This window comes from Actinotalea ferrariae (assembly GCF_019733465.1).
GTDB lineage: Bacteria > Actinomycetota > Actinomycetes > Actinomycetales > Cellulomonadaceae > Actinotalea > Actinotalea ferrariae_A.
In genome coordinates, this window is the sequence record NZ_JACVQL010000007.1 from 1 (window position 1) to 24,454 (window position 24,454).

The 24,454-nt window shown below is 73.8% G+C and carries 25 protein-coding genes and 3 tRNA genes; 18 read left to right on the forward strand and 10 right to left on the reverse strand.

Features of this window, described 5'->3' with window-relative positions:
* The 4 genes from ICW40_RS00670 to ICW40_RS00685 form a co-directional block, all read right to left on the reverse strand.
* A partial coding sequence (locus tag ICW40_RS00670) for an MOSC N-terminal beta barrel domain-containing protein (RefSeq protein WP_221651872.1) occupies nt 1-299 on the reverse strand: 299 nt, incomplete at its 3' end.
* A 48-nt stretch (nt 300-347) separates the two neighbouring features.
* Nucleotides 348-421: transfer RNA gene (locus ICW40_RS00675), tRNA-Val, on the reverse strand.
* Between the two features lie 67 nt (nt 422-488).
* On the reverse strand, nt 489-977 hold the full coding sequence (locus ICW40_RS00680; protein ID WP_308121534.1) for a peroxiredoxin: 489 nt from the start codon (nt 975-977) through the stop codon (nt 489-491).
* A complete protein-coding gene (locus ICW40_RS00685; protein WP_308121536.1) occupies nt 974-1,384 on the reverse strand; it encodes a DUF3052 domain-containing protein in 411 nt (136 codons plus the stop codon). Before ICW40_RS00685 ends, ICW40_RS00680 begins: the two co-directional genes overlap by 4 nt.
* A gap of 335 nt (nt 1,385-1,719) precedes the next feature.
* Between ICW40_RS00685 and aceE the strand changes: the two genes are divergently transcribed.
* Nucleotides 1,720-4,461: a pyruvate dehydrogenase (acetyl-transferring), homodimeric type gene (aceE, locus tag ICW40_RS00690; RefSeq protein ID WP_221651874.1), complete on the forward strand. Its 2,742-nt coding sequence runs from the start codon at nt 1,720-1,722 to the stop codon at nt 4,459-4,461.
* Between the two features lie 108 nt (nt 4,462-4,569).
* Nucleotides 4,570-4,950: a VOC family protein gene (locus tag ICW40_RS00695; RefSeq protein WP_221651875.1), complete on the forward strand. Its 381-nt coding sequence runs from the start codon at nt 4,570-4,572 to the stop codon at nt 4,948-4,950.
* 36 nt (nt 4,951-4,986) lie between these two features.
* Here ICW40_RS00695 and ICW40_RS00700 read toward each other — a convergent pair whose 3' ends face one another.
* Nucleotides 4,987-5,670: a tetratricopeptide repeat protein gene (locus ICW40_RS00700; RefSeq protein WP_221651876.1), complete on the reverse strand. Its 684-nt coding sequence runs from the start codon at nt 5,668-5,670 to the stop codon at nt 4,987-4,989.
* A 191-nt stretch (nt 5,671-5,861) separates the two neighbouring features.
* Between ICW40_RS00700 and ICW40_RS00705 the strand changes: the two genes are divergently transcribed.
* The 5 genes from ICW40_RS00705 to fabF all read left to right on the forward strand — a co-directional run bounded on the left by ICW40_RS00705 (nt 5,862) and on the right by fabF (nt 10,790).
* Nucleotides 5,862-7,034, forward strand: a complete 1,173-nt coding sequence (locus ICW40_RS00705) for a PucR family transcriptional regulator (protein WP_221651877.1) — start codon at nt 5,862-5,864, stop codon at nt 7,032-7,034.
* Nucleotides 7,035-7,140: 106 nt separating this feature from the next.
* Entirely contained in the window at nt 7,141-8,136 is a 996-nt protein-coding gene (locus ICW40_RS00710; protein WP_221651878.1) for an ACP S-malonyltransferase, read from the forward strand.
* Nucleotides 8,133-9,137, forward strand: a complete 1,005-nt coding sequence (locus ICW40_RS00715) for a beta-ketoacyl-ACP synthase III (RefSeq protein ID WP_221651879.1) — start codon at nt 8,133-8,135, stop codon at nt 9,135-9,137. Before ICW40_RS00710 ends, ICW40_RS00715 begins: the two co-directional genes overlap by 4 nt.
* 94 nt (nt 9,138-9,231) lie before the next feature.
* Nucleotides 9,232-9,480: an acyl carrier protein gene (locus ICW40_RS00720; protein WP_221651880.1), complete on the forward strand. Its 249-nt coding sequence runs from the start codon at nt 9,232-9,234 to the stop codon at nt 9,478-9,480.
* Between the two features lie 65 nt (nt 9,481-9,545).
* On the forward strand, nt 9,546-10,790 hold the full coding sequence (fabF, locus tag ICW40_RS00725; RefSeq protein ID WP_221651881.1) for a beta-ketoacyl-ACP synthase II: 1,245 nt from the start codon (nt 9,546-9,548) through the stop codon (nt 10,788-10,790).
* A gap of 348 nt (nt 10,791-11,138) precedes the next feature.
* Here the strand turns inward: fabF and ICW40_RS00730 are convergent, their stop codons facing one another.
* Complete coding sequence (locus ICW40_RS00730) at nt 11,139-11,639, reverse strand: DUF3145 domain-containing protein (RefSeq protein WP_221651882.1); 501 nt, start codon at nt 11,637-11,639, stop codon at nt 11,139-11,141.
* 143 nt (nt 11,640-11,782) lie between these two features.
* Nucleotides 11,783-12,274, reverse strand: coding sequence for a peptide deformylase (def, locus tag ICW40_RS00735; protein ID WP_221651883.1), 492 nt, complete (start codon nt 12,272-12,274; stop codon nt 11,783-11,785).
* Between the two features lie 343 nt (nt 12,275-12,617).
* Between def and ICW40_RS00740 the strand changes: the two genes are divergently transcribed.
* Nucleotides 12,618-12,989, forward strand: a complete 372-nt coding sequence (locus ICW40_RS00740; protein ID WP_221651884.1) for a YtxH domain-containing protein — start codon at nt 12,618-12,620, stop codon at nt 12,987-12,989.
* A gap of 163 nt (nt 12,990-13,152) precedes the next feature.
* Nucleotides 13,153-14,292 carry a D-alanyl-D-alanine carboxypeptidase family protein gene (locus tag ICW40_RS00745; RefSeq protein ID WP_221651885.1) on the forward strand — a complete coding sequence of 380 codons (1,140 nt, stop codon included), beginning with the start codon at nt 13,153-13,155 and terminating at the stop codon, nt 14,290-14,292.
* 19 nt (nt 14,293-14,311) lie between these two features.
* Here ICW40_RS00745 and aceB read toward each other — a convergent pair whose 3' ends face one another.
* A complete protein-coding gene (gene aceB, locus ICW40_RS00750; protein ID WP_374199114.1) occupies nt 14,312-16,000 on the reverse strand; it encodes a malate synthase A in 1,689 nt (562 codons plus the stop codon).
* 38 nt (nt 16,001-16,038) lie between these two features.
* Nucleotides 16,039-17,388, reverse strand: a complete 1,350-nt coding sequence (gene aceA / locus ICW40_RS00755) for an isocitrate lyase (RefSeq protein WP_221651886.1) — start codon at nt 17,386-17,388, stop codon at nt 16,039-16,041.
* Between the two features lie 153 nt (nt 17,389-17,541).
* Between aceA and ICW40_RS00760 the strand changes: the two genes are divergently transcribed.
* The 5 genes from ICW40_RS00760 to ICW40_RS00780 all read left to right on the forward strand — a co-directional run bounded on the left by ICW40_RS00760 (nt 17,542) and on the right by ICW40_RS00780 (nt 21,245).
* A complete protein-coding gene (locus ICW40_RS00760; RefSeq protein WP_221651887.1) occupies nt 17,542-18,990 on the forward strand; it encodes a helix-turn-helix transcriptional regulator in 1,449 nt (482 codons plus the stop codon).
* Nucleotides 18,991-19,068: 78 nt separating this feature from the next.
* Nucleotides 19,069-19,260 (forward strand): hypothetical protein, encoded by a 192-nt coding sequence (locus ICW40_RS00765; protein ID WP_221651888.1) that lies wholly within the window; start codon nt 19,069-19,071, stop codon nt 19,258-19,260.
* 2 nt (nt 19,261-19,262) lie between these two features.
* A complete protein-coding gene (locus ICW40_RS00770; RefSeq protein ID WP_221651889.1) occupies nt 19,263-19,763 on the forward strand; it encodes a hypothetical protein in 501 nt (166 codons plus the stop codon).
* Nucleotides 19,764-19,801: 38 nt separating this feature from the next.
* A complete protein-coding gene (locus ICW40_RS00775; protein ID WP_260458596.1) occupies nt 19,802-20,686 on the forward strand; it encodes a DNA/RNA non-specific endonuclease in 885 nt (294 codons plus the stop codon).
* Between the two features lie 82 nt (nt 20,687-20,768).
* A complete protein-coding gene (locus ICW40_RS00780; RefSeq protein ID WP_221651890.1) occupies nt 20,769-21,245 on the forward strand; it encodes an ATP-binding protein in 477 nt (158 codons plus the stop codon).
* Nucleotides 21,246-21,309: 64 nt separating this feature from the next.
* Here the strand turns inward: ICW40_RS00780 and ICW40_RS00785 are convergent.
* A tRNA-Ile gene (locus ICW40_RS00785) sits at nt 21,310-21,383 on the reverse strand.
* A gap of 32 nt (nt 21,384-21,415) precedes the next feature.
* On the opposite strand from ICW40_RS00785, the gene ICW40_RS00790 reads away from it, so the two are divergent.
* The 4 genes from ICW40_RS00790 to ICW40_RS00805 all read left to right on the forward strand — a co-directional run.
* On the forward strand, nt 21,416-22,291 hold the full coding sequence (locus ICW40_RS00790) for a carbohydrate kinase family protein (protein ID WP_221651891.1): 876 nt from the start codon (nt 21,416-21,418) through the stop codon (nt 22,289-22,291).
* Nucleotides 22,292-22,355: 64 nt separating this feature from the next.
* The gene (locus ICW40_RS00795) at nt 22,356-22,859 is read left to right on the forward strand and encodes a hypothetical protein (protein WP_221651892.1); all 504 of its coding nucleotides are present in this window, start codon (nt 22,356-22,358) and stop codon (nt 22,857-22,859) included.
* 91 nt (nt 22,860-22,950) lie between these two features.
* Nucleotides 22,951-23,023: transfer RNA gene (locus ICW40_RS00800), tRNA-Asn, on the forward strand.
* 294 nt (nt 23,024-23,317) lie between these two features.
* Nucleotides 23,318-24,454, forward strand: a 1,137-nt coding sequence (locus tag ICW40_RS00805; protein WP_308121538.1) for an IS481 family transposase, incomplete at its 3' end; no start/stop codon positions are given.

Genomic DNA, 24,454 nt, shown 5'->3' on the forward strand with positions numbered 1-24,454 from the left:
GCCAGGAGCGCCGTGCCCACGCGGGACAGCGCGACCTCGACGCGCGTCCCGGCGACCGGCGGGGCGACGTCGAGGGTCGGAGCGCCCGCTCGGGCCAGGCGCAGGCCGCCGTCGGCCCGGGGCGTCGCCGTGAGGGTCAGCAGGTCGGGCACGGCGATCGCGGAGAGCTTCGCGCCCGTGCCGTCGACGACCATCCAGCGCCGGTCGTGCGCGAGGCCCCACGGCTCGACGTCGGCCGCGTCGAGCGCTGCGCCACCGAGCGACTTCACCGGGTAGACGGCGAGGGAGGTGACGCGCACCGGCCGACGGTAGCAGCGGCGTGCGGGCCGTCGACGGGGCGCGAGGGGTGGGCCCGGCCGGTCTCGAACCGACGACCTCCGCGGTGTAAGCGCGGCGCTCTGACCAACTGAGCTACAGGCCCATGACGTCGCCGCCGGTCGACGACGCCGGCACAGCCTAGCGGCGCCGCCGTCGCCGGCGGAGGGCCGTCAGAGCGACGCGAGCGCCGCGCGGTAGTCGCCGAGGGACCGGGCCTGGCCGCGCGGGTTGACGACCGACCAGCGCACGATGCCGTCGGCGTCCACGAGGAAGCTGCCCCGGCTCGCGATGCCCTGCCCCTCGTCGAACACGCCGTAGGCCCGGGCGGCCGTGCCGTGCGGCCAGAAGTCGGAGAGCAGGTCGAACCCGAACCCTTCCTGCTCGCCCCAGGCCCGGAGCGTGAAGACGGGGTCGCACGAGATGCCGAGGAGGCGCACCCCGGCGGCCTCGAAGTCCTCGATGTTGTCGCGCAGCTCGCACAGCTCGCCGGTGCACAGGCCGGAGAAGGCGAACGGGAAGAAGACGAGCGCCACGGGCGTGCCGCGCAGGCCCGCGAGCGACACGGGGGTCCCGTGCGCGTCGGGCAGCTCGAGGTCGGGCGCCGGACGGCCGATCTCCGGCACCGCGGCTCCGCGCACGCCGGCCTCGGGCGAGGTCACCTGCCCCGGCTCCGCGTGCCCAGCCGGGTCGCCGACCAGTCCGCCGCGATCGCGAGCGTGCTCGTCGCGTGCAGGCCGGCCGTCGTGGCGGCCTCCTCGATCTCGTTGTGACCGACGTGCCCGCTGCGGCCCGCCTTCCGGGTGAAGACCCAGATCAGACCGCCCTCGTCGAGCACGGCGCGCACGTCGACGAGCGCGTCCGTGAGGTCGCCGTCGTCGTCGCGCCACCACAGGATCACGCCGTCGGTGACGTCGTCGAAGTCCTCGTCCACCAGCTCGCTGCCGATGATCTCCTCGATCCCGGACCGCAGGTCGTCGTCGACGTCGTCGCCGTACCCGAACTCCTGGATCACCTGCCCGGAGGAGAAGCCGAGCCGGTCGGCCCCCGCACCCCCTCGGCTGCCCACGGGTTCCGCGGTCGCTCCCACTGGTGTGCCGTTCCTCTCGTCCGTCCTGACCTGCACGTGCCGCGCAGGTGCGGCGTTGCACGGTAGCCCACAGCATCCACCCCAGGCGTGGCAAGCGCCACACGCGCTCGGAGGGCGACGGATCCGGCCCCGTGTCGCGGACATCACGTCCAGGCCTGCCCACCTCGGTGTGACTTTCACCCTCCGGAGGTCCGAGAATGGCCGGACGACCGGGGTCGTCGCCGACCAGGCCTCGTCCCCGGGCCGACCCGAGCACCGACCCACAGCCGCCCGACCGGGCCCTGCGACGGTGCAGACGAGAGGTGAGGTTGCAGGTGGCTGCACGCGAGACGACGGGTCCGCTCATCAACGGGCTCCTCAGCCAGGTCCCCGACATCGATCCCCAGGAGACCGGTGAGTGGGTCGAGTCCTTCGACGGGCTCGTCGACGAGCGCGGCGGGCCGCGGGCGCGGTACGTGCTGCTCAACCTGCTCAAGCGGGCGCGCGAGCGCAACGTCGCGGTGCCGACCACGATCACGACGCCGTACGTCAACACCATCGGCGTCCACGAGGAGCCCTACTTCCCGGGCGACGAGGTCGTGGAGCGGCGCTACCGCTCGTACCTGCGGTGGAACGCCGCGGTCATGGTCACCCGGGCGCAGCGGCCCGAGGTCAGCGTCGGCGGCCACATCTCCTCGTACGCGTCGGTCGCGACGCTCTACGAGGTCGGGTTGAACCACTTCTTCCGCGGCAAGGACCACCCGGGCGGCGGCGACCAGGTCTACTTCCAGGGCCACGCGGCACCGGGCGTGTACGCGCGCGCGTTCCTCGAGGGCCGGCTCAGCGCGGAGCAGCTCGACGCGTTCCGCCAGGAGGTCTCGGTGCCGGGCGGCGGGCTGTCGTCCTACCCGCACCCGCGGCTGATGCCGGACTTCTGGGAGTTCCCGACCGTCTCGATGGGGCTCGGCCCGGCGTCGGCGATCTACCAGGCGTGGGTCAACAAGTACACGCACAACCGCGGCATCAAGGACACCAGCCAGCAGAACGTCTGGGCGTTCCTCGGCGACGGCGAGATGGACGAGCCGGAGAGCCGCGGCATGCTGCAGCTCGCCGCCCAGCAGAACCTCGACAACCTCACGTTCGTCGTGAACTGCAACCTCCAGCGCCTCGACGGCCCGGTGCGCGGCAACGGCAAGATCATCCAGGAGCTCGAGGCGTTCTTCCGCGGTGCGGGCTGGAACGTCATCAAGGTGATCTGGGGCCGCGAGTGGGACGCGCTGCTCAACGCGGACAAGGACCGCGCGCTGGTCAACCTCATGAACGCGACGCCCGACGGTGACTACCAGACGTACCGGGCCGAGAGCGGCGCCTTCATCCGCGAGCACTTCTTCGGTCGCGACCCGCGGACCAAGGCGCTCGTGCAGAACATGACCGACGACGAGATCTGGGCGCTCAAGCGCGGCGGTCACGACTACCGCAAGATCTATGCGGCCTACGCCGCCGCGACGGCCCACACGGGCCAGCCGACGGTGATCCTGGCGCACACCATCAAGGGCTACGGGCTCGGCACCAACTTCGCGGGCCGCAACTCGACGCACCAGATGAAGAAGCTCAAGGTCGACGACCTCAAGACGCTGCGCGACTCGCTGCGGATCCCCGTGACGGACGAGCAGATCGAGGACCCGTACGCCGCGCCGTACTACCACCCGGGCGAGGACGCGCCCGAGATCCAGTACATGCTCGACCGTCGCCGTCAGCTCGGCGGGTTCGTGCCGGAGCGCCGCAGCCGGTTCACCCCCGTGACCCTGCCGCCGGAGAAGACGTACGAGGTCCTCGCGAAGGGCTCGGGCAACCAGCACGTCGCGAGCACCATGGCGTTCGTCCGCCTGCTCAAGGACCTCGTGAAGGACAAGGAGTTCGGCCACCGGATCGTGCCGATCATCCCCGACGAGGCCCGCACGTTCGGCCTGGACTCGATCTTCCCGAGCGCGAAGATCTTCAACACGCTGGGCCAGAACTACCTCGCCGTCGACCGCGAGCTCATGCTCTCGTACAAGGAGTCCGAGCAGGGCCAGATCCTGCACACCGGCATCAACGAGGCCGGCTCGGCGGCGGCGTTCCAGTCGGTCGGCACGTCCTACGCGACGCAGGGCGAGGCGCTCGTCCCGTTCTACATCTTCTACTCGATGTTCGGGTTCCAGCGGACGGGCGACCAGTTCTGGGCCGCGGGCGACCAGATGACGCGTGGCTTCATCATCGGCGCGACCGCGGGGCGCACGACGCTCACGGGCGAGGGCCTGCAGCACGCGGACGGCCACTCGCCGATCCTCGCCGCCACGAACACCGCCGTCGTGCACTACGACCCGGCGTACGGCTACGAGATCCGGCACATCGTGCGCGACGGCCTCCAGCGGATGTACGGCGAGGGCGACCCGCGCGACCCGAACGTCATGTACTACCTCACGGTCTACAACGAGCCGATGATCCAGCCGGCCGAGCCGGAGGGCGTCGACGTCGAGGGCATCCTGCGCGGCATCCACCGCGTGTCCGTGGCTGAGGGCGAGGGCCCGCGGGCCCAGATCCTCGCGTCCGGCGTCGGAGTGCCGTGGGCGCTCGAGGCGCAGGAGATCCTGGCGGAGGACTGGGGCGTGCGGGCCGACGTGTGGTCCGTGACGAGCTGGAACGAGCTGCGGCGCGACGGCCTGGCCGCCGACCAGCACAACTTCCTGCACCCGACCGAGGAGCCGCGCACGGCGTACCTCACGCAGAAGCTGCAGGGGGCCGAGGGCCCGTTCGTCGCGACGAGCGACTACGACCACCTGGTCCCCGACCAGATCCGCCAGTGGGTCCCGGGCGAGTACGCGACGCTCGGCGCCGACGGCTTCGGCTTCTCCGACACGCGCCAGGCGGCTCGTCGCCACTTCAAGATCGACGGCCCGTCGACGGTCGTGAAGGTGCTCCAGCTCCTGGCACGTCGTGGCGAGGTCCCGGCCGAAGCGCCGGCGCAGGCCATCGAGCGGTACCAGATCCACGACGTGCGGGCGGGGACGTCCGGCGTCGCGGGCGGCGACTCCTGACGCCTACCTCCTGACCCGCGCGGCGGCCCCGTCCTCGACCCGAGGCCGGGGCCGTCGCCGTCCTCCACCGAGCACGACCCGCATCCGTCCCACGACCGAGGAGGCCCGGTGCACCGGAGTCGCGTCTCGACCCTGCTCATCGACGTCCCGCACGCCGAGCGGGACGCCGCGGACGCGTTCTGGGGCGCAGCCCTGGGCGTGGAGCCGCGGACCGTCCCGGACGAGGAGCAGTTCACCTCGCTGCCCCACGCCGTCCCCGGTCTCGTCACGGCGGTGCAGGGCGTGGACGACGCGCCGCGCTACCACCTCGACATCGAGACCGACGACGTCGCCGCGGAGACCGCGCGCCTCGTCGCTCTCGGCGCGGTGGAGGTGCGGCAGTGGCTCGAGTGCCGGACGCTGCGCGTCCCCGGCGGTCACCTCGTCTGCGTCATCCCGCTCCACAGCGACCCGGCGGAGTTCGAGGCTGCCGCCCGGACGTGGCCCTGACCGCTCCCCTCCCGCACGGGCTGGAGGACCTCGGGGTCAGGTGCCGGGCGTCTGCTGCTGGGACTGGGCGACGATCCGGTCCAGGTCCGGACGCAGGCGCGCGACGGCGGCCTTGTCCGGGTGCAGGTCGAGCGCGGCGAGGTGCTGGTTCGCGTCCAGGGGACGGTCGGCCTCGATCGCCGCGAGCACGAGCTGACGCGCGACCTCGGGCGTGTGCTCCTTGACCCGCCAGTGGCCGACGCCGAGGTTGAGCGCCTCCACCGGCTGCCCCGCCTCGCGCAGCACCGCGAGGCACTCGACGAGCGCGACGCCCGAGGGGTCCCGCTCTGCCGCGGTGTTGAGCCTGCGGATCGCACCCTCGTGGTCCTCGTGCAGCGAGAGGCGTGCGAGCTCGATGAGCGGGTGCCACGCACGGGGATGGCCGGCCAGCTCCTCCGCGAGCGCCCAGACCGCCAGGTCAGCCGCCTTCTGCCGCTCGACGTCGTCCTGCGGAGCCGTCAGCGGGTCGTCGTCCGGCCCGACCTCGGCCGCCCGGCGACGGACGATCTCGGCGAGCGCCTGGAACGCGCGCGCGTCGTTCGGGTCCTCGGAGAGCATCGCGCGGACCGCGTCCTCGTGGATGGTGTCCCGGCGCGTCGTCGACGTCGGACGGCGCACACCGACCCTCGACGCTGACACCGGTCGACGCATGAGACGTCGGAGTCGTGGGAGGAAGGCCATGAAAAGACCATAGCCGTCACGGCTCGGCCCGGCCCGGGAAAGCGGGACAGGAACGGCCCTCGACGGCCGTCGGGGATCGTGCCGGCCGCAGACCTGCGCTCGGCCCGTGTCGCACAGCCCTTGTCGGCTCCCTACAACAGGGCGTCGCGTCGTCGGCCGTCGGAGGCCCTGCCGAGCCCTATGCTCGGCCCATGGTCCCCCCGGTGCAGCGCGACCAGGCGCACACGCTCCGCCGGCTGCACGACGGGACCGGTCTGCTCACCGCGGCCGCGATGCGCAAGCTCGACGAGAACCTCGCGTGGTACCGGGCGCTGCCCGCGGAGGACCGGTCCTGGGTCGGCCTCGTCGCCCAGGCCGGCATCTCGAGCTTCATCACCTGGTTCTCGGACCCGAGCACGCCCCCGCACGGCGCGAGCGAGATCTTCGCGGCCGCGCCGCCCGAGCTGACGCGGTCCATCTCCCTGCAGCACACCCTCCAGCTCGTCCGGCTCGTCGTGGAGGTGGTCGAGGAGCACAGCGACCGGCTCGCGGCCCCCGGTGCCGAGCGCGACCTGCGCGAGGCGGTGCTCCGCTACTCGCGCGAGGTCGCGTTCTCGGCGGCCGAGGTCTACGCGCGCGCCGCCGAGGTCCGCGGGGCGTGGGACGCGCGGCTCGAGGCACTCGTCGTCGACGCGCTCGTCCGCGGCGACCAGGACGACGCGCTGCGCTCGCGCGTCGCGGCCCTGGGCTGGACCGGGCACGGGACCACCCTCGTGCTCGTCGGCACGACCGTCGACCCGCTCGACGACGTCCGCATCTCGGAGCTGCGCCGCGCGACGCGCCGCTCGGCCGACGACGCGCTCGTCGGGATCCAGCGCGACCGGCTCGTCGTCGTGCTGGGCGGCGAGGGCGACCTGCGTGCGGCCGCGACGTCACTGCTCCCCCGCTTCGGCCCCGGCCCGGTGGTCATCGGCCCCGCCGTCCCGAGCCTCGACGAGGCGGGCCGCTCGGCGTCCGCAGCGCTCGCCGGGCTCGCCGCCGCCCCGGCGTGGCCCACGGCGCCGCGACCCGTGCTCGCCGACGACCTCCTGCCCGAGCGCGTGCTCGTGGGCGACCAGGTGGCTCGCCGGACGCTCGTCGAGCAGGCCTACCGACCGCTCGTCGCCGCGGGCGGGTCGCTGCTCGAGACCCTCGCCGCGCACGTCGAGCACGGCCGCTCGCTCGAGGCTGCGGCGCGCGTCCTCTACGTGCACCCGAACACCGTGCGGTACCGCCTGCGGAAGGTCGCCGAGGTCACCGGCTGGGACCCCCTCGACGCGCGTGAGGCGTACGTCCTGCAGACCGCGCTCGCGCTGGGTCGGCTCACGCCCGCGACCACGCCGTAGCACCACCCGTCGCGACCGCCGCTTGTAGGTTCCGCACAACCGCCCGCCGGGAGGTTGGTGGGCGTCGTGGCCGGGGAGACGGGGTCCCGACCGGCACAGTGGTCGGGTGCTAGCCATCGTGTGCCCGGGCCAGGGCTCCCAGACGCCCGGCTTCCTCAGCCCCTGGCTCGAGCTGCCCGGGACGCCCGAGCGCCTCGACGCCCTCGCCGAGGCGGCAGGCACCGACCTGCGGACGCACGGCACGACGTCGGACGCGGAGACCATCCGCGACACGTCGGTGGCGCAGCCGCTCATCGTCGCCGCCTCGCTGCTCGCCTACCGCGCGCTCACGGACGCCGTCGACGTCCGCCCGGACGTCACCGCCGGTCACTCGGTGGGCGAGCTCGCGGCCGCCGCCGTCGCGGGCGTCCTCGACGACGCCGGCGCGGCCGGCCTGGTCGCCGTGCGGGCCCGGGCGATGGCGGACGCCGCCGCGCTCGAGCCCACGGGCATGAGCGCCGTCGTCGGCGGCGACCCCGAGGAGGTGCTCGCGGCGATCGAGCGCGCGGGCGTGCACGCCGCCAACGTCAACGGCGGCGGACAGGTGGTCGCGGCCGGGTCCCTCGAGGGCCTCGCGCGGCTCGCGGCGGGGCCGCCGGCACGCGCCCGCGTCATCCCGCTCCAGGTCGCGGGCGCCTTCCACACCCCGTACATGCAGCCGGCCGTCGACGTCTTCCGGCCGGCCGCCGTGGGCTGGCCCGCGCAGGACCCGACGCTCCCCCTGCTCTCCGACGCCGACGGCGCCGTCTACCCGGCGGCCGACGGCGCCCCGCACGGACGCGCCGCCGACGTGCTCGAGCGCCTCGCCGCGCAGGTGGTCGCGCCCGTCCGCTGGGACCTGTGCCAGCAGACGATGCTCGCGATGGGCGTCACGGGCCTGGTCGAGCTGGCCCCCGCCGGTGTCCTCACCGGCCTCGCCCGGCGTAGCCTGCCGGGGGTGGAGACGGTCGCCGTCAAGACGCCGGCCGACCTCGACGCGGCACGCGACCTCGTCCTCCGCCACGCCGGTACCGTCACGGGCGGCACCGAGACCGTCGAAGCCACCGAGGAGACCCAGGCGTGACCCGACCGACCCTGACCCAGGCCGTCGGCCCCGCGCACTCCCGCATCCTCGGCCTCGGCGCCGTGCGCGGCGAGCAGGTCGTGACGAACGACGACGTCGCGGGCCCGATCGACTCCTCCGACGAGTGGATCCGTCAGCGCACCGGCATCGTGACCCGCCGTCGCGCGCGTCAGGACCAGGACGTGCTCGACCTCGCCGAGGGCGCCGCGCGCGCCGCCGTCGAGGACGCCGGGCTCACGGGCGCGGACATCGACGCCGTGCTCCTGTCGACCGTCACCTACTTCCACCAGACGCCGGCGGGCGCTGCGATCATCGCGGACCGGATCGGCGCGACGCCCGCGGCCGCCTACGACATCTCTGCCGCGTGCGCGGGGTACTGCTACGGCATCGCCCAGGCGGATGCACTCGTGCGGTCGGGCAACGCCCGGCACGTGCTCGTCGTCGGCGCCGAGAAGATGAGCGACTTCATCGACCCGACCGACCGCTCGATCTCGTTCCTCCTCGGTGACGGCGCCGGAGCGGTCGTCGTCGGCCCGTCCGACACGCCCGGCATCGGGCCGACGGTGTGGGGCTCGGACGGCGGCCAGGCCCAGCTCATCCGCCAGACGAGCTCGTGGAAGGAGGCCCACGAGACCAACGGACCGTGGCCGACCCTCCGGCAGGAGGGCGCGAGCGTCTTCAAGTGGGCCGTGTGGCAGATGGCGCCGGTGGCCGAGAAGGCCATGGCGGCCGCGGGTGTCGGTCCGCAGGACATCGAGGCCTTCATCCCGCACCAGGCGAACATGCGGATCATCGACCAGATGATCAAGCAGCTGAAGCTGCCCGAGCACGTCGTGGTGGGCCGCGACATCGCCGACACCGGCAACACGTCCGCCGCCTCCATCCCCCTCGCGACCGAGCGCCTGCTCCGCGAGGGTCAGGTGAGCAGCGGCGCGCTCGCGCTGCAGATCGGCTTCGGCGCCGGACTCGTCTACGCCGCCCAGGTGGTCGTGCTCCCCTGAGCACGACCTCCACCATCGCCGGACGCGCCTGCGCCCGGCACAGTCGTCAGTCGCCCGACCGGGCACCGACCGCCACCACACAAGGAGACACACGATGGCGTACAGCGAGCAGGAGATCCTGGCCGGCCTGGCAGAGATCGTCAGCGAGGAGACCGGGCTGCCCACGGACTCCGTCTCGTCCGAGAAGTCCTTCACCGACGACCTGGACATCGACTCGCTGTCGATGATGACGATCGTGACCCTCGCCGAGGAGCGCTTCTCCGTGCGCATCCCGGACGACGAGGTCAAGAACCTCACCACCGTGGGTGACGCCGTCGCCTACATCAACGGCGCCCAGGGCTGACCCAGCCCGACGCACGGCCGCGCGGCACGGCCCCCACGCACCGCACCGCCCGTCAAGGAGGAACCGTGAGCACCACACCCGACGTCGTCATCACCGGTCTCGGCGCGACGACGCCCCTCGGTGGCGACGTGCCCAGCACCTGGCGGGCAGCCCTCGCGGGCGAGTCCGGAGCGCGCACGCTCGAGAACGACTGGGCCGAGACGTACGAGATCCCGGTCTCCTTCGCGGCGCAGCTCAAGGTCCGCCCCGAGGAGGCGCTCACGCGCCCCGAGATGAAGCGGATGGACCCGTCCGCGCAGTACGCGATGATCGCGGCGCGCGAGGCCTGGGCCGACGCCGGCGCACCCGAGCTCGCACCCGAGCGGCTCGGCGTCGTCGTCTCCTCGGGCATCGGCGGCATCTGGACGACCCTCGACGCGTGGGACACCCTGCGCGAGAAGAAGGCCCGGCGGGTGCTGCCCATGACGGTCCCGATGCTCATGCCCAACTCCCCCGCCGCGTACGTCGAGCTCGAGCTCGGCGCACGAGCCGGTGCGCACGCGCTGGTGTCGGCGTGCGCCTCGGGCGCCGAGGCGATCGGCTACGCGGCCGAGATGATCCGCTCGGGCCGGGCCGACGTCGTCGTCGCGGGCGGCACCGAGGCCGCGATCCACCCCATGCCGCTCGCGGCCTTCGCGGCGTCCCGCACGCTGTCGACGCGCAACGACGACCCCGCGGCCGCGTCGCGGCCCTACGACACGCAGCGCGACGGGTTCGTGCTCGGCGAGGGCGCCGGCATCGTCGTCCTCGAGAGCGCCGAGCACGCGGCGGCTCGCGGCGCCCGTGTCTACGCGCGCATCTCCGGCGTGGGCCTCAGCGCGGACGGCTACCACATCACCTCTCCGAACCCCGACGGCCGCGGTCAGGTCACGGCGATGAACGCGGCCCTCGCGCAGGCCGACATCGCCGCAGCCGACGTCGTGCACGTCAACGCCCACGCCACCTCGACCGTCGTCGGCGACCTCATCGAGGCGCGCAGCGTCCGCACCGTCCTCGGCGACGCGGCCGACCGCGTGGCCCTCTCGGCGACCAAGTCGATGACCGGCCACCTCCTGGGCGGCGCCGGCGCGCTCGAGACGATCTTCACCGTCCTCGCGCTCCACGACCGCAAGGCCCCGCCGACCATCAACGTCGACCAGCCCGACCCGGACCTCGTGCTCGACCTCGTCCGCGGCGAGCCGCGCACCCTCCCCGACGGCCAGATCGCCGCCATCAACAACAGCTTCGGCTTCGGCGGCCACAACGTCGCCCTGGTGGTCACCACCGCCTGACACGTCCTGCGTCCGCGTCCGCGTCCGCGTCCGCGGTGAGCGTGGTGCGTCCGCGGTTCCGCGGTGGGCGGTGCGCCATCCCACCCAGGCCCTGGCGGGCCTCCGCCAGGCCCGGGCTAGGATGGCGCACCGCCCACCGCTCCACCGCTCGTGGTGACGTTCCCTGAAAGCGGCGCACCGCCCACCGCCCCATCGCTCGTGGTCACGTCACCTCCGAGCGGCGCAGCGGGGTGCGGCGCGCCGACGTGGTGGGTCTGGCGGGAGGCCCGTCAGGGCCGGATGGAGTCGGCGCGCCGCACCCCGCGGAGCCGCGGGCCCAGCCGACCGCGGACGAAAGCCGAAGAACGCTCAGCCGACCCGGTGGAGCCAGCGGACCGGCGCGCCCGCGCCGGCGTAGCGGAAGGGCTCGAGCTCGTCGTCCCAGGCCTGGCCGAGCGCGAGGTCGAGCTCACGGCGCATCCGGTCGGCGTCGCCGGCGTGCTCGAGGGCGGCCCGGATCCGGTCCTCGGGCACCATCGTGTTGCCGTGCACGTCGGTCGCCGCGTGGAAGATACCGAGCTCGGGGGTGTGGCTCCAGCGCGCGCCGTCGGCGCCGTGGCTGGCCTCCTCGGTCACCTCGTAGCGCAGGTGCGCCCAGCCGCGCAGGGCGGACGTGAGGCGCGCGCCGGTGCCCTGGGCACCCTGCCACGAGACCTCGGCCCGGAACATGCCCGGCGCGGCCGGTTGGTCGGTCCAGTCCATGGCGAGTCGGCTGCCCAGCACACCGCCGGCAGCCCACTCGATGTGGGGGCACAGGGCACGGGGTGCCGAGTGCACGAAAAGTACACCGCGGGCGATGGCACCAGCCATGTCACACCTCCTGACGGGTCGAGGGTCGTCTTCCCCAACGACCTCATCCCGTGCCGGGAGGCTTCATGGTCACGCGGCGTGCTGGGTCCAGCATGCCTGATCATCGGCCTGCTGCGCCACCAGGGCGGCGGCGCGGCGGCGGCTCAGGCGAGCTGCTCGCGCATGGCCCGCATGGCCTTCTTGCGCACCGACCGCTCCAGGCGGTCGAGGTAGAGCATGCCGTCGAGGTGGTCGACCTCGTGCTGGAGGCAGCGCGCCATGAGCTCGGTCCCCTCGACGACGACCTCCTTGCCGTCCAGGTCCTGCCCGACGACGCGCGCGTACCAGGCGCGGTTCGTCGGGTACCAGAGGCCGGGCACGGACAGGCAGCCCTCGTCGCCGTCCTGGTACTCGTCCTCGGAGAGCTCGACGATGCGGGGGTTGAGCACGTAGCCGAGCTCGTCGTCGATGTTCCAGGAGAACGCCCGGAGGCTGACGCCGATCTGGTTCGCGGCCAGGCCGGCGCGCCCCTCGTGGTCGACCGTCTCGAGCAGGTCCTCGACCAGCGAGCGCACCCGCGCGTCGATCTCGGTGATCGGCTCGCAGGGTGTGCGCAGCACCGGGTCGGGCACGACGCGGATGTCTCTCATCGCCATGGCTCGATCCTGCCACGGCACGCGGCCCGGGCGTGCCCGGCCGCCCGGCGGGCACGCCCTGTCCGGCCGCGTCCGCGAGCGCAGCCGTCAGCGCGCCGCGCCACCCCGGACCGCACGCTGCTGGCGACGGTTCCGGAACCACTTGACGCCGGCGATGATCATCGGAAGGTACTTCAGGAGTCGTCCCATACCGAGACTGTCCGTCCTCCTCGCTCGCTCCGCCACCGCTCGCGCGGGCGACGCACCACGGGAGGGCCTCCACGCGCGATCACCACTCGCGGCGCCTAGTCTCGACGCGGGCGACACGCTCGCGGGGGCACCACCGGACGAAGGGACCGTCACCATGCGGACCAAGGCAGCATTCCTCATCGGCGGAGCCGTCGGCTACGTGCTCGGCACCCGGGCCGGCCGCGAGCAGTTCGAGAAGCTCCGCTCGGGCGCCCAGACGGTGTGGCAGGACCCGCGCGTCCAGAGCACGGTCACGGAGGCGAGCACCTTCGTCAAGGAGAAGGCGCCGGACCTCAAGGACAAGGTGGGTGGCGCCGTGAAGTCGGTCACCGGTCGGTCGGGCACCGACGAGGAGGTCGGCAGCACCTACGAGACGAGCACCGAGGACCTGTCGGGCACCTCGACCACCACGTCGACGCCGGGGTCCAACGGCGGGACGGGGACTCCGGGCACCGGTCCGACGACGAGCGGCACCGGCTCGTACTGAGCGTCGTCGGCCGGGGGCCGTCGGCGGTCGTGGCCGCTGCGCTCGACGACGGTCCCGTCGGGCTCTTGCCGGGTCGAGCCTGCACGGTCCATGCTCGATGGGACGGCCGTGTGAGCCAGGCGTCGGGTGAGGCGTTGGACGCGGCCCCGACGGGAGGTGCGCCGTGCGCCCACCCGAACCGGCGGACGCGCGAGGCGGCGACCTGCGCGGGGGACGGGACAGCCTGCAGGCTGCCGCGGACGACCCGCAGCCGGCCGAGCACGCCGACGAGCGGCCCGGCGAGCGGCCGGACGAGGCGCGTCGCCGGCGCGATCGCCGCCGGGACGACGGCGCGTGGATCGAGGGTCGGCAGGACGAGCCCGACGACGTGGTCGAGGAGCTCGACGACGACGAGCGAGCGCTCCCCGGCTCGCGCGGCGCGCGGGCGCTGAACGGTCGGCTCGACCTCGCGTCGCTCGCGCGCGTGCGGACCTTCCCCGGCGCGTTCCTCCGGGCGGACGTGGAGGCCTCGTGGTCCGCCCTGCGCGACGACGTCCAGCGTCGGTTCGGCTGGCGGCCGACCCTCACGTCCGCCGCGGACGCGTACCGCACGTTCGAGCGTCAGCGCACGCTCTTCCTCGACCGCTACCGCACGACGCCCGCGACAGTCACGGTGCGCGGCCGGGTGGTCGAGGACCGTCGCGTCTGGGACGGCGTGGCGTACTGGCGGTTCCGCGGCGCCGCGGCGGCGGTGCCGGGAGAGTCGAACCACGGGCTCGCCACGACGGTGGACATCGCCGACCTCGCGTACCGGACGACCCGCTTCGACCAGTGCGCGGCCGTCGCCGCCGATCACGGCTGGTCGAACGCCGAGGGCGAGTCCGTCGGCGAGGCATGGCACTGGTCGAAGGTGGCAGCGGGCGTCGCGACGCCCTCCCCCGTGGCGCTCGCCGCGGCGGTGGTCGACGAGGAGGAGGACGACATGGTCCACGTGATCCAGGCCCCGAGCTTCGGGGTGGCGCTCCTCGCGGGCGGACGGCTCATCGGCATCGCCGACGCCGCCAGCGTCGAGTCGTGGAACAAGAAGGTGCCGGCCGACGAGCGCGTCCAGGTCACCGACGCCGACTTCCTGCGCATGGCGGCGGCGTCGACGTCGACGTGGCTGCTGTTCTGCCCACCGCACCTGGGCGGACGAGGGTTCGCCGTCTGGTCGGGCGGGCGTGCCGTGGCGCTCGGCGACCAGGCGGTCGTGGACCAGATCGCCGCGCGCGGCGTCCCGACGCTCACGGTCGGTGCCGCCGACTTCGACCGCTTCGTGTCCTGAGCAGGCGACCGGCCGGGCGTCACGGTCGGTCGACGAGGTGCTGCGGGTAGGCGACAAGCGTGAGGAACGTCGGGAAGTCCTCCCCGAGCGCGACCTGCTGCAGCACGTCGCGCGCGTCGTCGAACCGGTCACCCGGGGCGCGCGCGACGCCCGCCAGGACGTCCTCGAGCACGGCGACCACGTGCCCCCTCGTCACCACCGTGCCCTCGGCCGTCCGGGTCCCGTGGTGGATCCACTGCCAGAGCTGGGACCGCGCGATCTCCGCGGTCGCGGCGTCCTCCATGAGGTCGTCGAGCGCGACCGCGCCCGTGCCGCGCAGCCACGCCTCGAGGTAGCGCAGCGCGACCGAGACGTTCGAGCGCACACCCCCGTCGGTCACCGCTCCGCCCGCCGAGCGGACGTCGAGCAGCTCGGCGGCCGTGACGCGCACGTCCTCGCGCAGACGGTGGAGCTGGTGCGGCCGGTCCCCCAGAGCCGCGTCGAACACCTCCCGGGCGACCGGGACCAGGTCAGGGTGGGCGACCCACGTCCCGTCGAAGCCGGCGTCGGCCTCGCGCTGCTTGTCGGCACGCACCTGCGCGAGCGCACGGGCGGTGACGGCGGCGTCGCGCCGGTTCGGGATGAACGCCGACATGCCGCCGATCGCGTGCGCCCCGCGCCGGTGGCAGGTCGCGACGAGCAGCTCCGTGTACGCGCGCATGAAGGGGACGTCCATCGTCACGGCAGCGCGGTCCGGCAGGACGAACCGCGTGCCACGGTCGCGGAACGTCTTGATGAGGCTGAAGACGTAGTCCCAGCGGCCCGCGTTGAGGCCGGCGCAGTGGTCACGCAGCGCGTGCAGGATCTCCTCCATCTCGAACGCCGCCGTGAGGGTCTCGACCAGCACGGTCGCCCGGATGGTCCCGGGGTCCAGGCCGAGCAGCTCCTCGGTGAGCACGAAGACGTCGTCCCACAGCCGCGCCTCCCCGTGGCTCTCGATCTTGGGCAGGTAGAAGTAGGGACCGCGTCCGGCGTCGACGAGGGCGCGGGCGTTGTGGAACGCGTACAGCCCAGCGTCCACGAGGCTCGCCGACGCGGGGAACCGCTGACCCGTCCGGTCCGTGAAGCACAGGTGCTTCTCGGCGAGGTGCCAGCCGCGGGGACGCATGACGATCGTCGGCGTCGCGCCGTCGGTGCGGACGCGGTACTCCTTGCCCCCGGGCGACGTGAAGTCCAGCCGCCCTCGGACGGCGTCGCGCAGCGTGTGCTGCCCGCCGACCACGTTCTGCCACGTGGGCGACGTCGCGTCCTCGAGGTCGGCGAGCCAGACCCGTGCACCCGAGTTCAGGGCGTTGACCGCCATCCTGCGGTCCGTCGGCCCGGTGATCTCGACCCGCCGGTCCTCGAGGCCGGGTCCTGCGCCCGCGACCCGCCAGGTCGGGTCCGCGCGGATGTCGGCCGTCTCGGCGAGGAAGTCCGGCGTCGCGCCGTTGGCGATCGCCTCGCGGCGCCGCTGACGTTCGAGCAGCAGGTCGTGGCGACGCCCGAGGAACTCGGCGTGGAGGGTGGTGAGGAAGTCGAGGGCCTCGGGCGTGAGCACCTCGGAGGACCCGGGGACCGCCGGGCCCCTGACCTCGAGCCGCGCCCGGCCCGGGGTGTGCATCGGCTGCGTCGTCGTCGGCTGCGTCGTCGTCGGCTGCGTCGTCGTCGGCTGCGTCGTCGTGGTCATCGTCATCTCCTGTCGGCGTGCTCAGCCGTGGGGCCGGCTCAGCGGTCGGACGTGAACTGGGCGGTCTCGGTCGACCCGGCCATGGCCGTGGTGGCGCTCGCGGGGTCGATGGTCGTGGCGACACGGTCGAACCATCCCGTGCCGACCTCGCGCTGGTGGCGGGTCGCGGTGTAGCCGTCCGCCTCGGCGTCGATCTCGGCGTCCTGCAGCTCGACGTACGCGCTCATGCCGCGCTCGGCGTAGCCACGGGCCAGCGTGAACATCGAGTGGTTGAGCGCGTGGAACCCCGCGAGGGTGATGAACTGGAACCGGTAGCCGTAGGACGCGAGCTCGCGCTGGAACCGCGCGATCGTGGCGTCGTCGAGGTGCGCACGCCAGTTGAACGACGGCGAGCAGTTGTAGGCGAGCAGCTTGCCGGGGAAGCGCTCGTGGATGCGCTCCGCGAACTCGCGTGCGAGCCCGAGGTCGGGCTCGGACGTCTCGACCCACAGCAGGTCGGCGTGCTCCGCGTACGCCGAGCAGCGCGCGACGACGGCGTCGAGGCCGGGACGCACCCGGACGTAGCCCTCGGGCGTGCGCTCGCCCGTGAGGAACTCCGCGTCGCGCGGGTCGACGTCGGACGTGAGCAGGTCCGCACCGAGCGCGTCGGTACGGGCGATCACCAGCGTCGGGACGCCCGCGACGTCGGCCGCGAGCCGGGCGGCGCGCAGGGTCCGGACGTGCTGCGACGTCGGGACCAGCACCTTGCCGCCCAGGTGGCCGCACTTCTTCTCGGCCGCGAGCTGGTCCTCCCAGTGCACGCCGGCCGCACCGGCCGCGATCATCGCGGTCATGAGCTCGTAGGCGTTGAGCGGGCCGCCGAAGCCCGCTTCGGCGTCAGCGACCACGGGCGCGAGCCAGTCGCGGCTCGTCGTCCCGGTCTCGGCCACCTCGATGCGGTCCTGGCGCAGCAGCGCGTTGTTGATCCGACGGACGACGGCCGGCACCGAGTTGGCCGGGTACAGGCTCTGGTCGGGGTAGGTCTGCCCGGCGAGGTTCGCGTCCGCGGCGACCTGCCATCCCGACAGGTAGATCGCCTCGAGGCCGGCGCGGACCTGCTGGACGGCCTGGTTCCCCGTGAGGGCGCCCAGCGCCGGCACCCACGCCCGGGTGTGCAGCAGGTCCCAGAGCCGTTCGGCGCCGCGCCGCGCGAGGGTGTGCTCCTCCAGGACCGTGCCGCGCAGCGCGACGACGTCGGCGGCGGAGTGGTCCCGGCGGATGCCCTGCCAGCGCGGGTCGTGGGCCCAGCTGCGCTCGAGCTCCTCGGCCGGCCCTCGGGTCGTGCCGGCGGGGCTGTGCTCGGACGGCCGCCCGGACGGCTGCGGTCGGGACGTGATGACGGTGCTCATGGGTGCTCCTCTCGTCGGGCTCGCGGATCGGGCCGTGAGATCACCGTGGGGGAAGGACGCGTCGTCCTGACCCTGCACGGTGCGTGAAGAACCGGCGTTCTTCTGCTCCGCGGAACCTGGTGCCGCCACGCCTCGCCCTGGGAGCGTGGCGGCATGACGACGACCAGGACGTCCCCCGCACCGGCAGCCGACGCGCTCGTCGTCGGCCGGCGCATCCGGCACCTGCGGACGGCACGCGGGATGACCCTCGAGGACCTCGGCGCCGCGGTCGGCCGCGCGCCGTCGCAGATCTCGATGCTCGAGAACGGGCACCGCGAGGCGAAGGTGTCGGTGCTGCAGCGGGTCGCCGCGGCGCTCGGCGTGCCGGTCGGCGCGCTCCTCGTCGACGAGGCGCCGTCACCTCGTGCGGCGCTCGAGATCGCGCTCGTGCGCGCCCAGCGCGGACCGCTGCTGTCCTCCCTCGACGTCCCCGAGGTCGCCGTCGGGCGCTCGCTCCCGACCGACGCCCTGACCGCGCTCGTGCGGCTGCAGGAGGAGCTGCAGCGCCTGCTCACCGAGCGGGCCGCGACTCCCGAGGAGGCGCGGCGCGCGAACGCCGAGCTCCGGGCGACGATGCGCGCACAGGACAACTGGTTCCCGGACCTCGAGGACCACGCGAGCCGCCTGCTCGCCGCCGTCGGCCACCCGGGCGGTCCGCTCTCCCAGCGGACCGCCGAGATCGCGGCCCACCTGGGCTTCGCGCTGCACCACGTGCACGACCTGCCGCACTCGACGCGCTCCGTCACCGACCTCGAGCACCGACGCATCTACCTCGCCCACGACGCGGCCGACCCCCGGTCACCGCTGCTGCAGGCGCTCGCCACGCAGGTCCTCGGCCACGGCGAGCCGCGCGACTACGGCGACTTCCTGCGCCAGCGGGTCGAGACGAACTACCTGGCTGCGGCGCTCATGGTGCCGCAGGACGGCGCGGTGGCGATGCTGCGTGAGGCCAAGGAGGCTCGACGGCTGTCCGTCGAGGACCTGCGTGACGCCTTCGGCGTGCCGTACGAGACGGCCGCGCACCGGTTCACCAACCTCGCGACGCGCCACCTCGGCATCCCGGTGCACTTCATGAAGGTCCACGAGAGCGGGACCCTGCACAAGGCGTACGAGAACGACGGCGTCGCGTTCCCCAGCGACGCGCTGGGGGCGATCGAGGGGCAGCCGGTGTGCCGCCGGTGGACGGCGCGGGTCGTCTTCGCGATCCCCGACCGGTTCAGCCCGTACTACCAGTACACGGACACCCCGTCCGGCACGTTCTGGTGCACGTCCCGCGTGCAGTCGACGCCCGACGGCGACTTCTCCGTGAGCGTGGGCGTGCCGTTCAGCCACGTCCGGTGGTTCCAGGGGCGCGAGACGCGCGAACGCGCCACCTCGGGCTGCCCCGAGCCGTCGTGCTGCCGACGTCCGCCGGAGGACCTCGCGGAGCGGTGGGCAGGCCGCGCGTGGCCCGCGGCGCGACCGCACGCGAGCACGCTCGCGGCGCTGCCGCCCGGGGTCTTCCCCGGGGTCGACCAGACGGAGGTGCTGACCTTCCTCGAGCGCCACGCGCCGGCGCGCTGAACCGGCGCCGGCGCGCCGGACCGCGCGCCACGGGCGGCGACGTGCGCGGGGAGGATCGCGGGACGGCAGACTGGTCGGGTGCAGCCCGTGCTCCTCGCCCTCGGCGGCGTCCTGACCCTCACCGGCGCAGCGCTGCTCGTCCGGGCGTTCCGGCTCGGCCAGGCCGACCGGCGCGACGACGAGCGCCGCACGTTCCGGCTCGCGGTCGCGGCGCTCGCCGTCGGCTCGGCGCTGTTCCTGCTCACCGCGATGGTCACCGAGCGAGGCTGACCGTGCCCCTCGACCCGCGCACCGAGCAGGCCGTCCGCGCGCTGTGGGACGTCGGGACGCGCAACGGCCGCCCGCCCGCTCCCGTGCCCGAGGCCGACCCGTGGGAGGACGACGACCCGCTCGACCCCGCGCGCGGCTGGCTGCCGGTCGAGCTGCCGGGTGTCCCGTCCGTCGTCGTGCGTCTGCACCGCGACGGTGAGGACCTCGTCGTCGTCGAGGACGTCGTCGAGCTCGACGTGCCACGCCGGGACACCGTACGCGTGGTCGAGGAGCTCCTCACCGGTGGCGCGCGCCGACGCCACCGGGCGCGGGGTGCGCTGGGCCAGCTGCTCGCGATCGTCCTGCACAACCCGCAGCCGAGCGAGCTCGTCGTCACGGTGCACGACGACGACCCGGAGGTGCCGCCCCGGACGTACGACGCGCCCGTGGTCCTCGGCACGATGACGAGCGGCTGGGTGCTGACCCTCCCGACGGTCGACGGCGAGCGGACCACGCCCTCCTGACCGCACCCTGAGCCTTGCCCGAGCCGCGCGGGGTGGTCATGCTCGGAGCAGCAGGGCGGACCGAGTGGGCGGGGGACGGCATGGAGGCGGAGCCTCTGGGGTGCGACCCGGCCTTCCTCGGCGTGCCGGTGCCGCTGCCGACGCACGCCGGCGCGGCCGGCGCCGGGTCGGCGACGGTCGAGCTCACGTACACGCACTTCTCCGTCGTCCTGCGGCCCGATCGTCGACTCGCGGCCGCGACCGCGGTCAACATCGACGGCGACCGGCTGGTCCCGCTGGAGCGGGAGGACGTCGGCTGGCGTCTCGACGGGCGCGTCGGCCGGGGCGACCAGGCGGGTGCCGCCCTGTACACGGACAACGAGTTCGACCGCGGCCACCTCGTCCGCCGCCTCGACCCGGTGTGGGGCGACATGGCCACGGCCGTGACGGCGAACGACGACACGTTCCGGTACCCGAACGCCGCACCCCAGGTCGCGGTGTTCAACCAGTCGAAGGAGCTCTGGGTGGGGCTCGAGGACCACGTGCTCGAGCACGCCGACCGCACGGACGCACTGCTCACGGTGCTGACCGGCCCGGTGCTGCTCGACGACGACCCGCCCTACCGGGACGTGCTGCTGCCCCGGCGGTTCTGGAAGGTCGCGGCGTGGGCGCACGACGGCGAGCTGCGCGCGACCGGCTACCTGCTCGACCAGTCCGAGCTGCTCGACGCGGTCCTCGAGCGCGAGCGCGTCGGCACCGCCCGGGGCGTCGACGAGGAGCTGGGTGCGTACCGCACGTTCCAGGTGCCCATCACGACGATCGCCGAGGAGACGGGCCTCGACCTCGGTCCGCTGCCCGCCGCGGACCGGCTGCCCGTCCCGCGCGGGACCACGCCGCGCGAGGCGCGCCTCGAGCTGTCGTCGTACGAGGAGATCGTCCTGTAGCCCTGGTGGGGCCGCCCGCGCACACGGCGCGTCGCGGACGTAGCGTGGCGCTCAGCACGGCTTTCGCCTGGGGGGAGCGACCGTGGAGGACCTGTCGCCGCACGATGCCCTGACCGGCACCGATCAAGACCTCGCCAGCTCGCGCCCGCCGTCGGGCCTCGACCTGCGGCAGACCTGGGTCCTGGACTCCGTCCACGAGCTGTCGACACTGCGGGCCGGGTTGTCACGCGCCGTGTCGCTCGACGACGCCGACCCGCCGGACGAGCTCGATCCGATCGCCACCACCATGGTCCTGGTGGCGTCCGAGCTGGCGACCAACGCCCTCAGGCACGGGATCCCGCCGACCGTCGTACGGTTGTTCGCCGACCACACGTACCTGCTGGACGTGGCGGACCACGACCCCGGCACGGCGCCTCATCTCGCAGGCGCCCGTCCACCGGGCGAGGGCGGGTTGGGCCTCCAGATCGCCCGACGACTCGCGGTCGACGTCGCCTGGTACGCGACCGACACCACCAAGCACGTCTGGGCGCGGTTCGGTCGCGCGGACCTCCGGCCCTGAGGCGGTGCGCCCGGCGTCCGAGCCCGTCGGCTCCGGGTCAGCCGGCGCGCTGTACCGCAGGCAGTGGGCCAGGTGGGGCTTGAACCCACGACCGACGGATTATGAGTCCGCTGCTCTGACCGGCTGAGCTACTGGCCCGCGCGGCAAGGCTACGGGACTACGGTCGGCGGGTGCCGCACGTCCTGGTCGCCGGTCCCGCCTCGTGGAACACCCTCGTCGACGTCGACGCCTTCCCCGAACCGCACCCGCACATGGTCATGGCCCGCGGGCACCGCGAAGGGCTCGGCGGCACGTCGGCGGGCAAGGCGCTCACCCTCGCACGCCTCGGCGTCCCGGTGACGCTGTGGACCTCGCTCGGCGACGACCTCGCCGCCGAGCGGATCACCGGCGCGCTCGCGCACCCGGAGCTCACGCTCGTCGCACGACGTCGTCCGGGCGCGAGCGAGCGGCACCTCAACCTCATGCGGCCCGACGGCGGGCGCCTGTCGATCTACCTCGACGTTCCCCCGGACCCAGGGCCGCCGCCGCACGACGTGCTCCTCGCAGCCCGCACGGCCGACGTGGTCGTCGCCGACCTGGCGGCGCCCGTGCGGGCGGCGCTCCCCCTGCTGACCGACGGCCGGGCGGAGGTGTGGTGCGACGTCCACGACCACGACGGCGTCGCAGACTTCCACCGCCCGTTCGTCGAGGCGGCCGACGTCCTCGTCGTCTCCGCGGACCGGCTGCCGGATCCGCGCGCGTTCCTCGGCTCGCGCGTCGCCGCGGGCACCCGCTGGGCCGTGTGCACGGACGGCGCGCGCGGCGCCGTCGCGCTCGGCCGGGACGAGGGCTGGCTCCAGGTGCCGGCCGTGCCGGCCGGGACGGTCGTCGACGCCAACGGTGCGGGCGACGCCTTCGTCGCCGGGATGCTGCGCGGGCGCCTCGACGGGCTGCCCCTCGCCGACTGCCTGCGTCTTGGTGCCGCGGCCGGGACGCTCGCCGTCCGCTCCCCCGACCTCGTCGCGGACGCGACGCTCGCCGACGTCAGGCGGCTCGCCGGGCCGTGAGGCCGCCGTCGTGCGGCGCTGCCCGCCGCGCCCGGCGGCCGCCCGCGCCGGTTACGTTGGTGGCATGGCCCTCCTGCGACGCGCACCGCGCCTGCCCGACGACGTCCGCCGCAGCCTCGACCTGCGACGCGGCGAGAAGGTGCTCGCGAGCGCGCCGCTGACGGACGGCTGGGTCCTGGCCACCACCCAGCACCTGCACGTGGTCCGCGACGCGCGCCTGCGCCGGCCGTGGAGCGACGTCGACGCCGCGCGTCTGGACCCCGAGACCGCCGAGCTCACGGTGACGTGGGTCGACGGCTCGGCGCCGTCGGTGCTGCACCTCGAGGCGGAGCACGCCCGGGCGCTCGTGCGGGCCGTGCACGAGCGGGTCCAGTCGTCGGTCGTCCACACGGCGCGCGTGACGGTCCCGGGTGGCTCGGTGGTCCGTGTCGCCCTGCGGCGCGACGCCGACGGTGGCCTGCTGACCCAGGTGCTCGGCGACGGCCGGGTCGACCTCTCGGACCCCGCCACGGCCGCCGCCGTCGACGAGGCCGAGGCCAAGGTGCGCGAGGCGGGCGGGCTCTCCTAGGCCGCTCCGCGCGGCGGCGTGTGACCTCGGTGACACCGCGCCGGCCCGTTCCGGACCACGTCCGAGCATCGGGTAGCATTTCGACCCGCGATCCCGCGTAGCTCAATTGGCAGAGCATCCGACTGTTAATCGGACGGTTACTGGTTCGAGTCCAGTCGCGGGAGCACCGGAAGGGCCCCTGACCAGCAGGTTTGCGGTCAGGGGCCCTTCGCCTGCTCACCCGGGACGCATCGATCCCGGCGTTGCTCCGATTCTTCCGCGGCAGCTCGCCGACGTCGCCGCGGGGGTTGTGGGCCGGGCGAGCATCGAGCACGCCTCGTCGCCACGCGCCTCTGACCAGCACAAACACACGCCGCGCACCGTCTCCGACCAGTCGGCCCGCGGCCGCTAGTGACCGGCTGGTTGTAGTGCCCATGGACGTTGTTGACAGAGGCGAGGACCTCCGGGCGAAGTGAGTGGTGTCTGACGCCATCGCTTCGAGACCGGAGGTCCTCGTGGTCAACGCTATGCCGCGGTCGTCGCCGTGGTCACGTCTGCAGCTGGTCGAACGGGTCCTGGCGGGCCGCCCTGCGGCGCACGTCACGGCCGAGATGGGTGTCTCCCGGGCGACGGCCTACAAGTGGGTGCGCCGCCACCGAGCCGAGGGCAGCGCCGGGATGCGGGACCGATCGAGTCGTCCCCATCGCTCGCCGAGCCGCACCGACCCGGTGCTCGAGGCGACGATCGTTGCCCTGCGACGCGATCGGCGCCTGGGACCGGCCAGGATCGCAGGGATCGTCGGACTGCCGGCCTCGACCGTCCACCGAGTGCTGGTCCGCCACGGGATGCCGCGGCTGGCCTGGCCGGACAGGCCCAGCGGTGAGCCGGTGCGCCGTTACGAACGAGCGCGGCCCGGTGAGCTGCTCCATGTCGACGTCAAGAAGATCGGCCGACTGCGCGACGGAGGCGGTTGGCGGGTTCACGGCCGCGACAGCCTGGAACGTCGTCGAGCCCGCGAGGGCGCGTCCGAGTGGGCCACACCCGCCTGGCCTACGCCGAGAGCCACCCCGATGACCGCGCTCAGACCTGCGCGAGGTTCCTGCGCAGGGGCCGCGGCCTGGTTCGCCGCCCACGGCATCGCCCAGATTGAGCGCGTGATGACCGACAACGCCATGGCCTACCGCCGCTCTGCCGCATGGCGCGACGCGTTGGCCGACATCGGCGCCGACGCGACTTTCACCCGCCGCTACCAGCCCCAGACCAACGGCAAGGCCGAGCGGTTCAACCGCCCCTGCTCGAGGAGTGGGCCTACGCCCCCCTTCGCCTCAGTAGACGATCGCGCCGCGGCCTTGCCGATCTGGCTGCATACCTACAACGACCACCGCACACACACCGCGCTCGGCGGCGCCTCGCCCATCGGTAGCGTCAACAACGTCCCGAGGCACTACAGCTGGCCGCATGCCCTGCCAGCGCTGACATCCCCCTGGACGACCGAAAAGCGCGCCACACAGACCGGGATCGAAGGTGCGCCGAGTGGGCAGGGACCGGGATCGAGGGGCTGGCGCGCCATCACAGACCACGATCTGAACCGCCCCGGGTTCAGTGGAGGCTCGGTT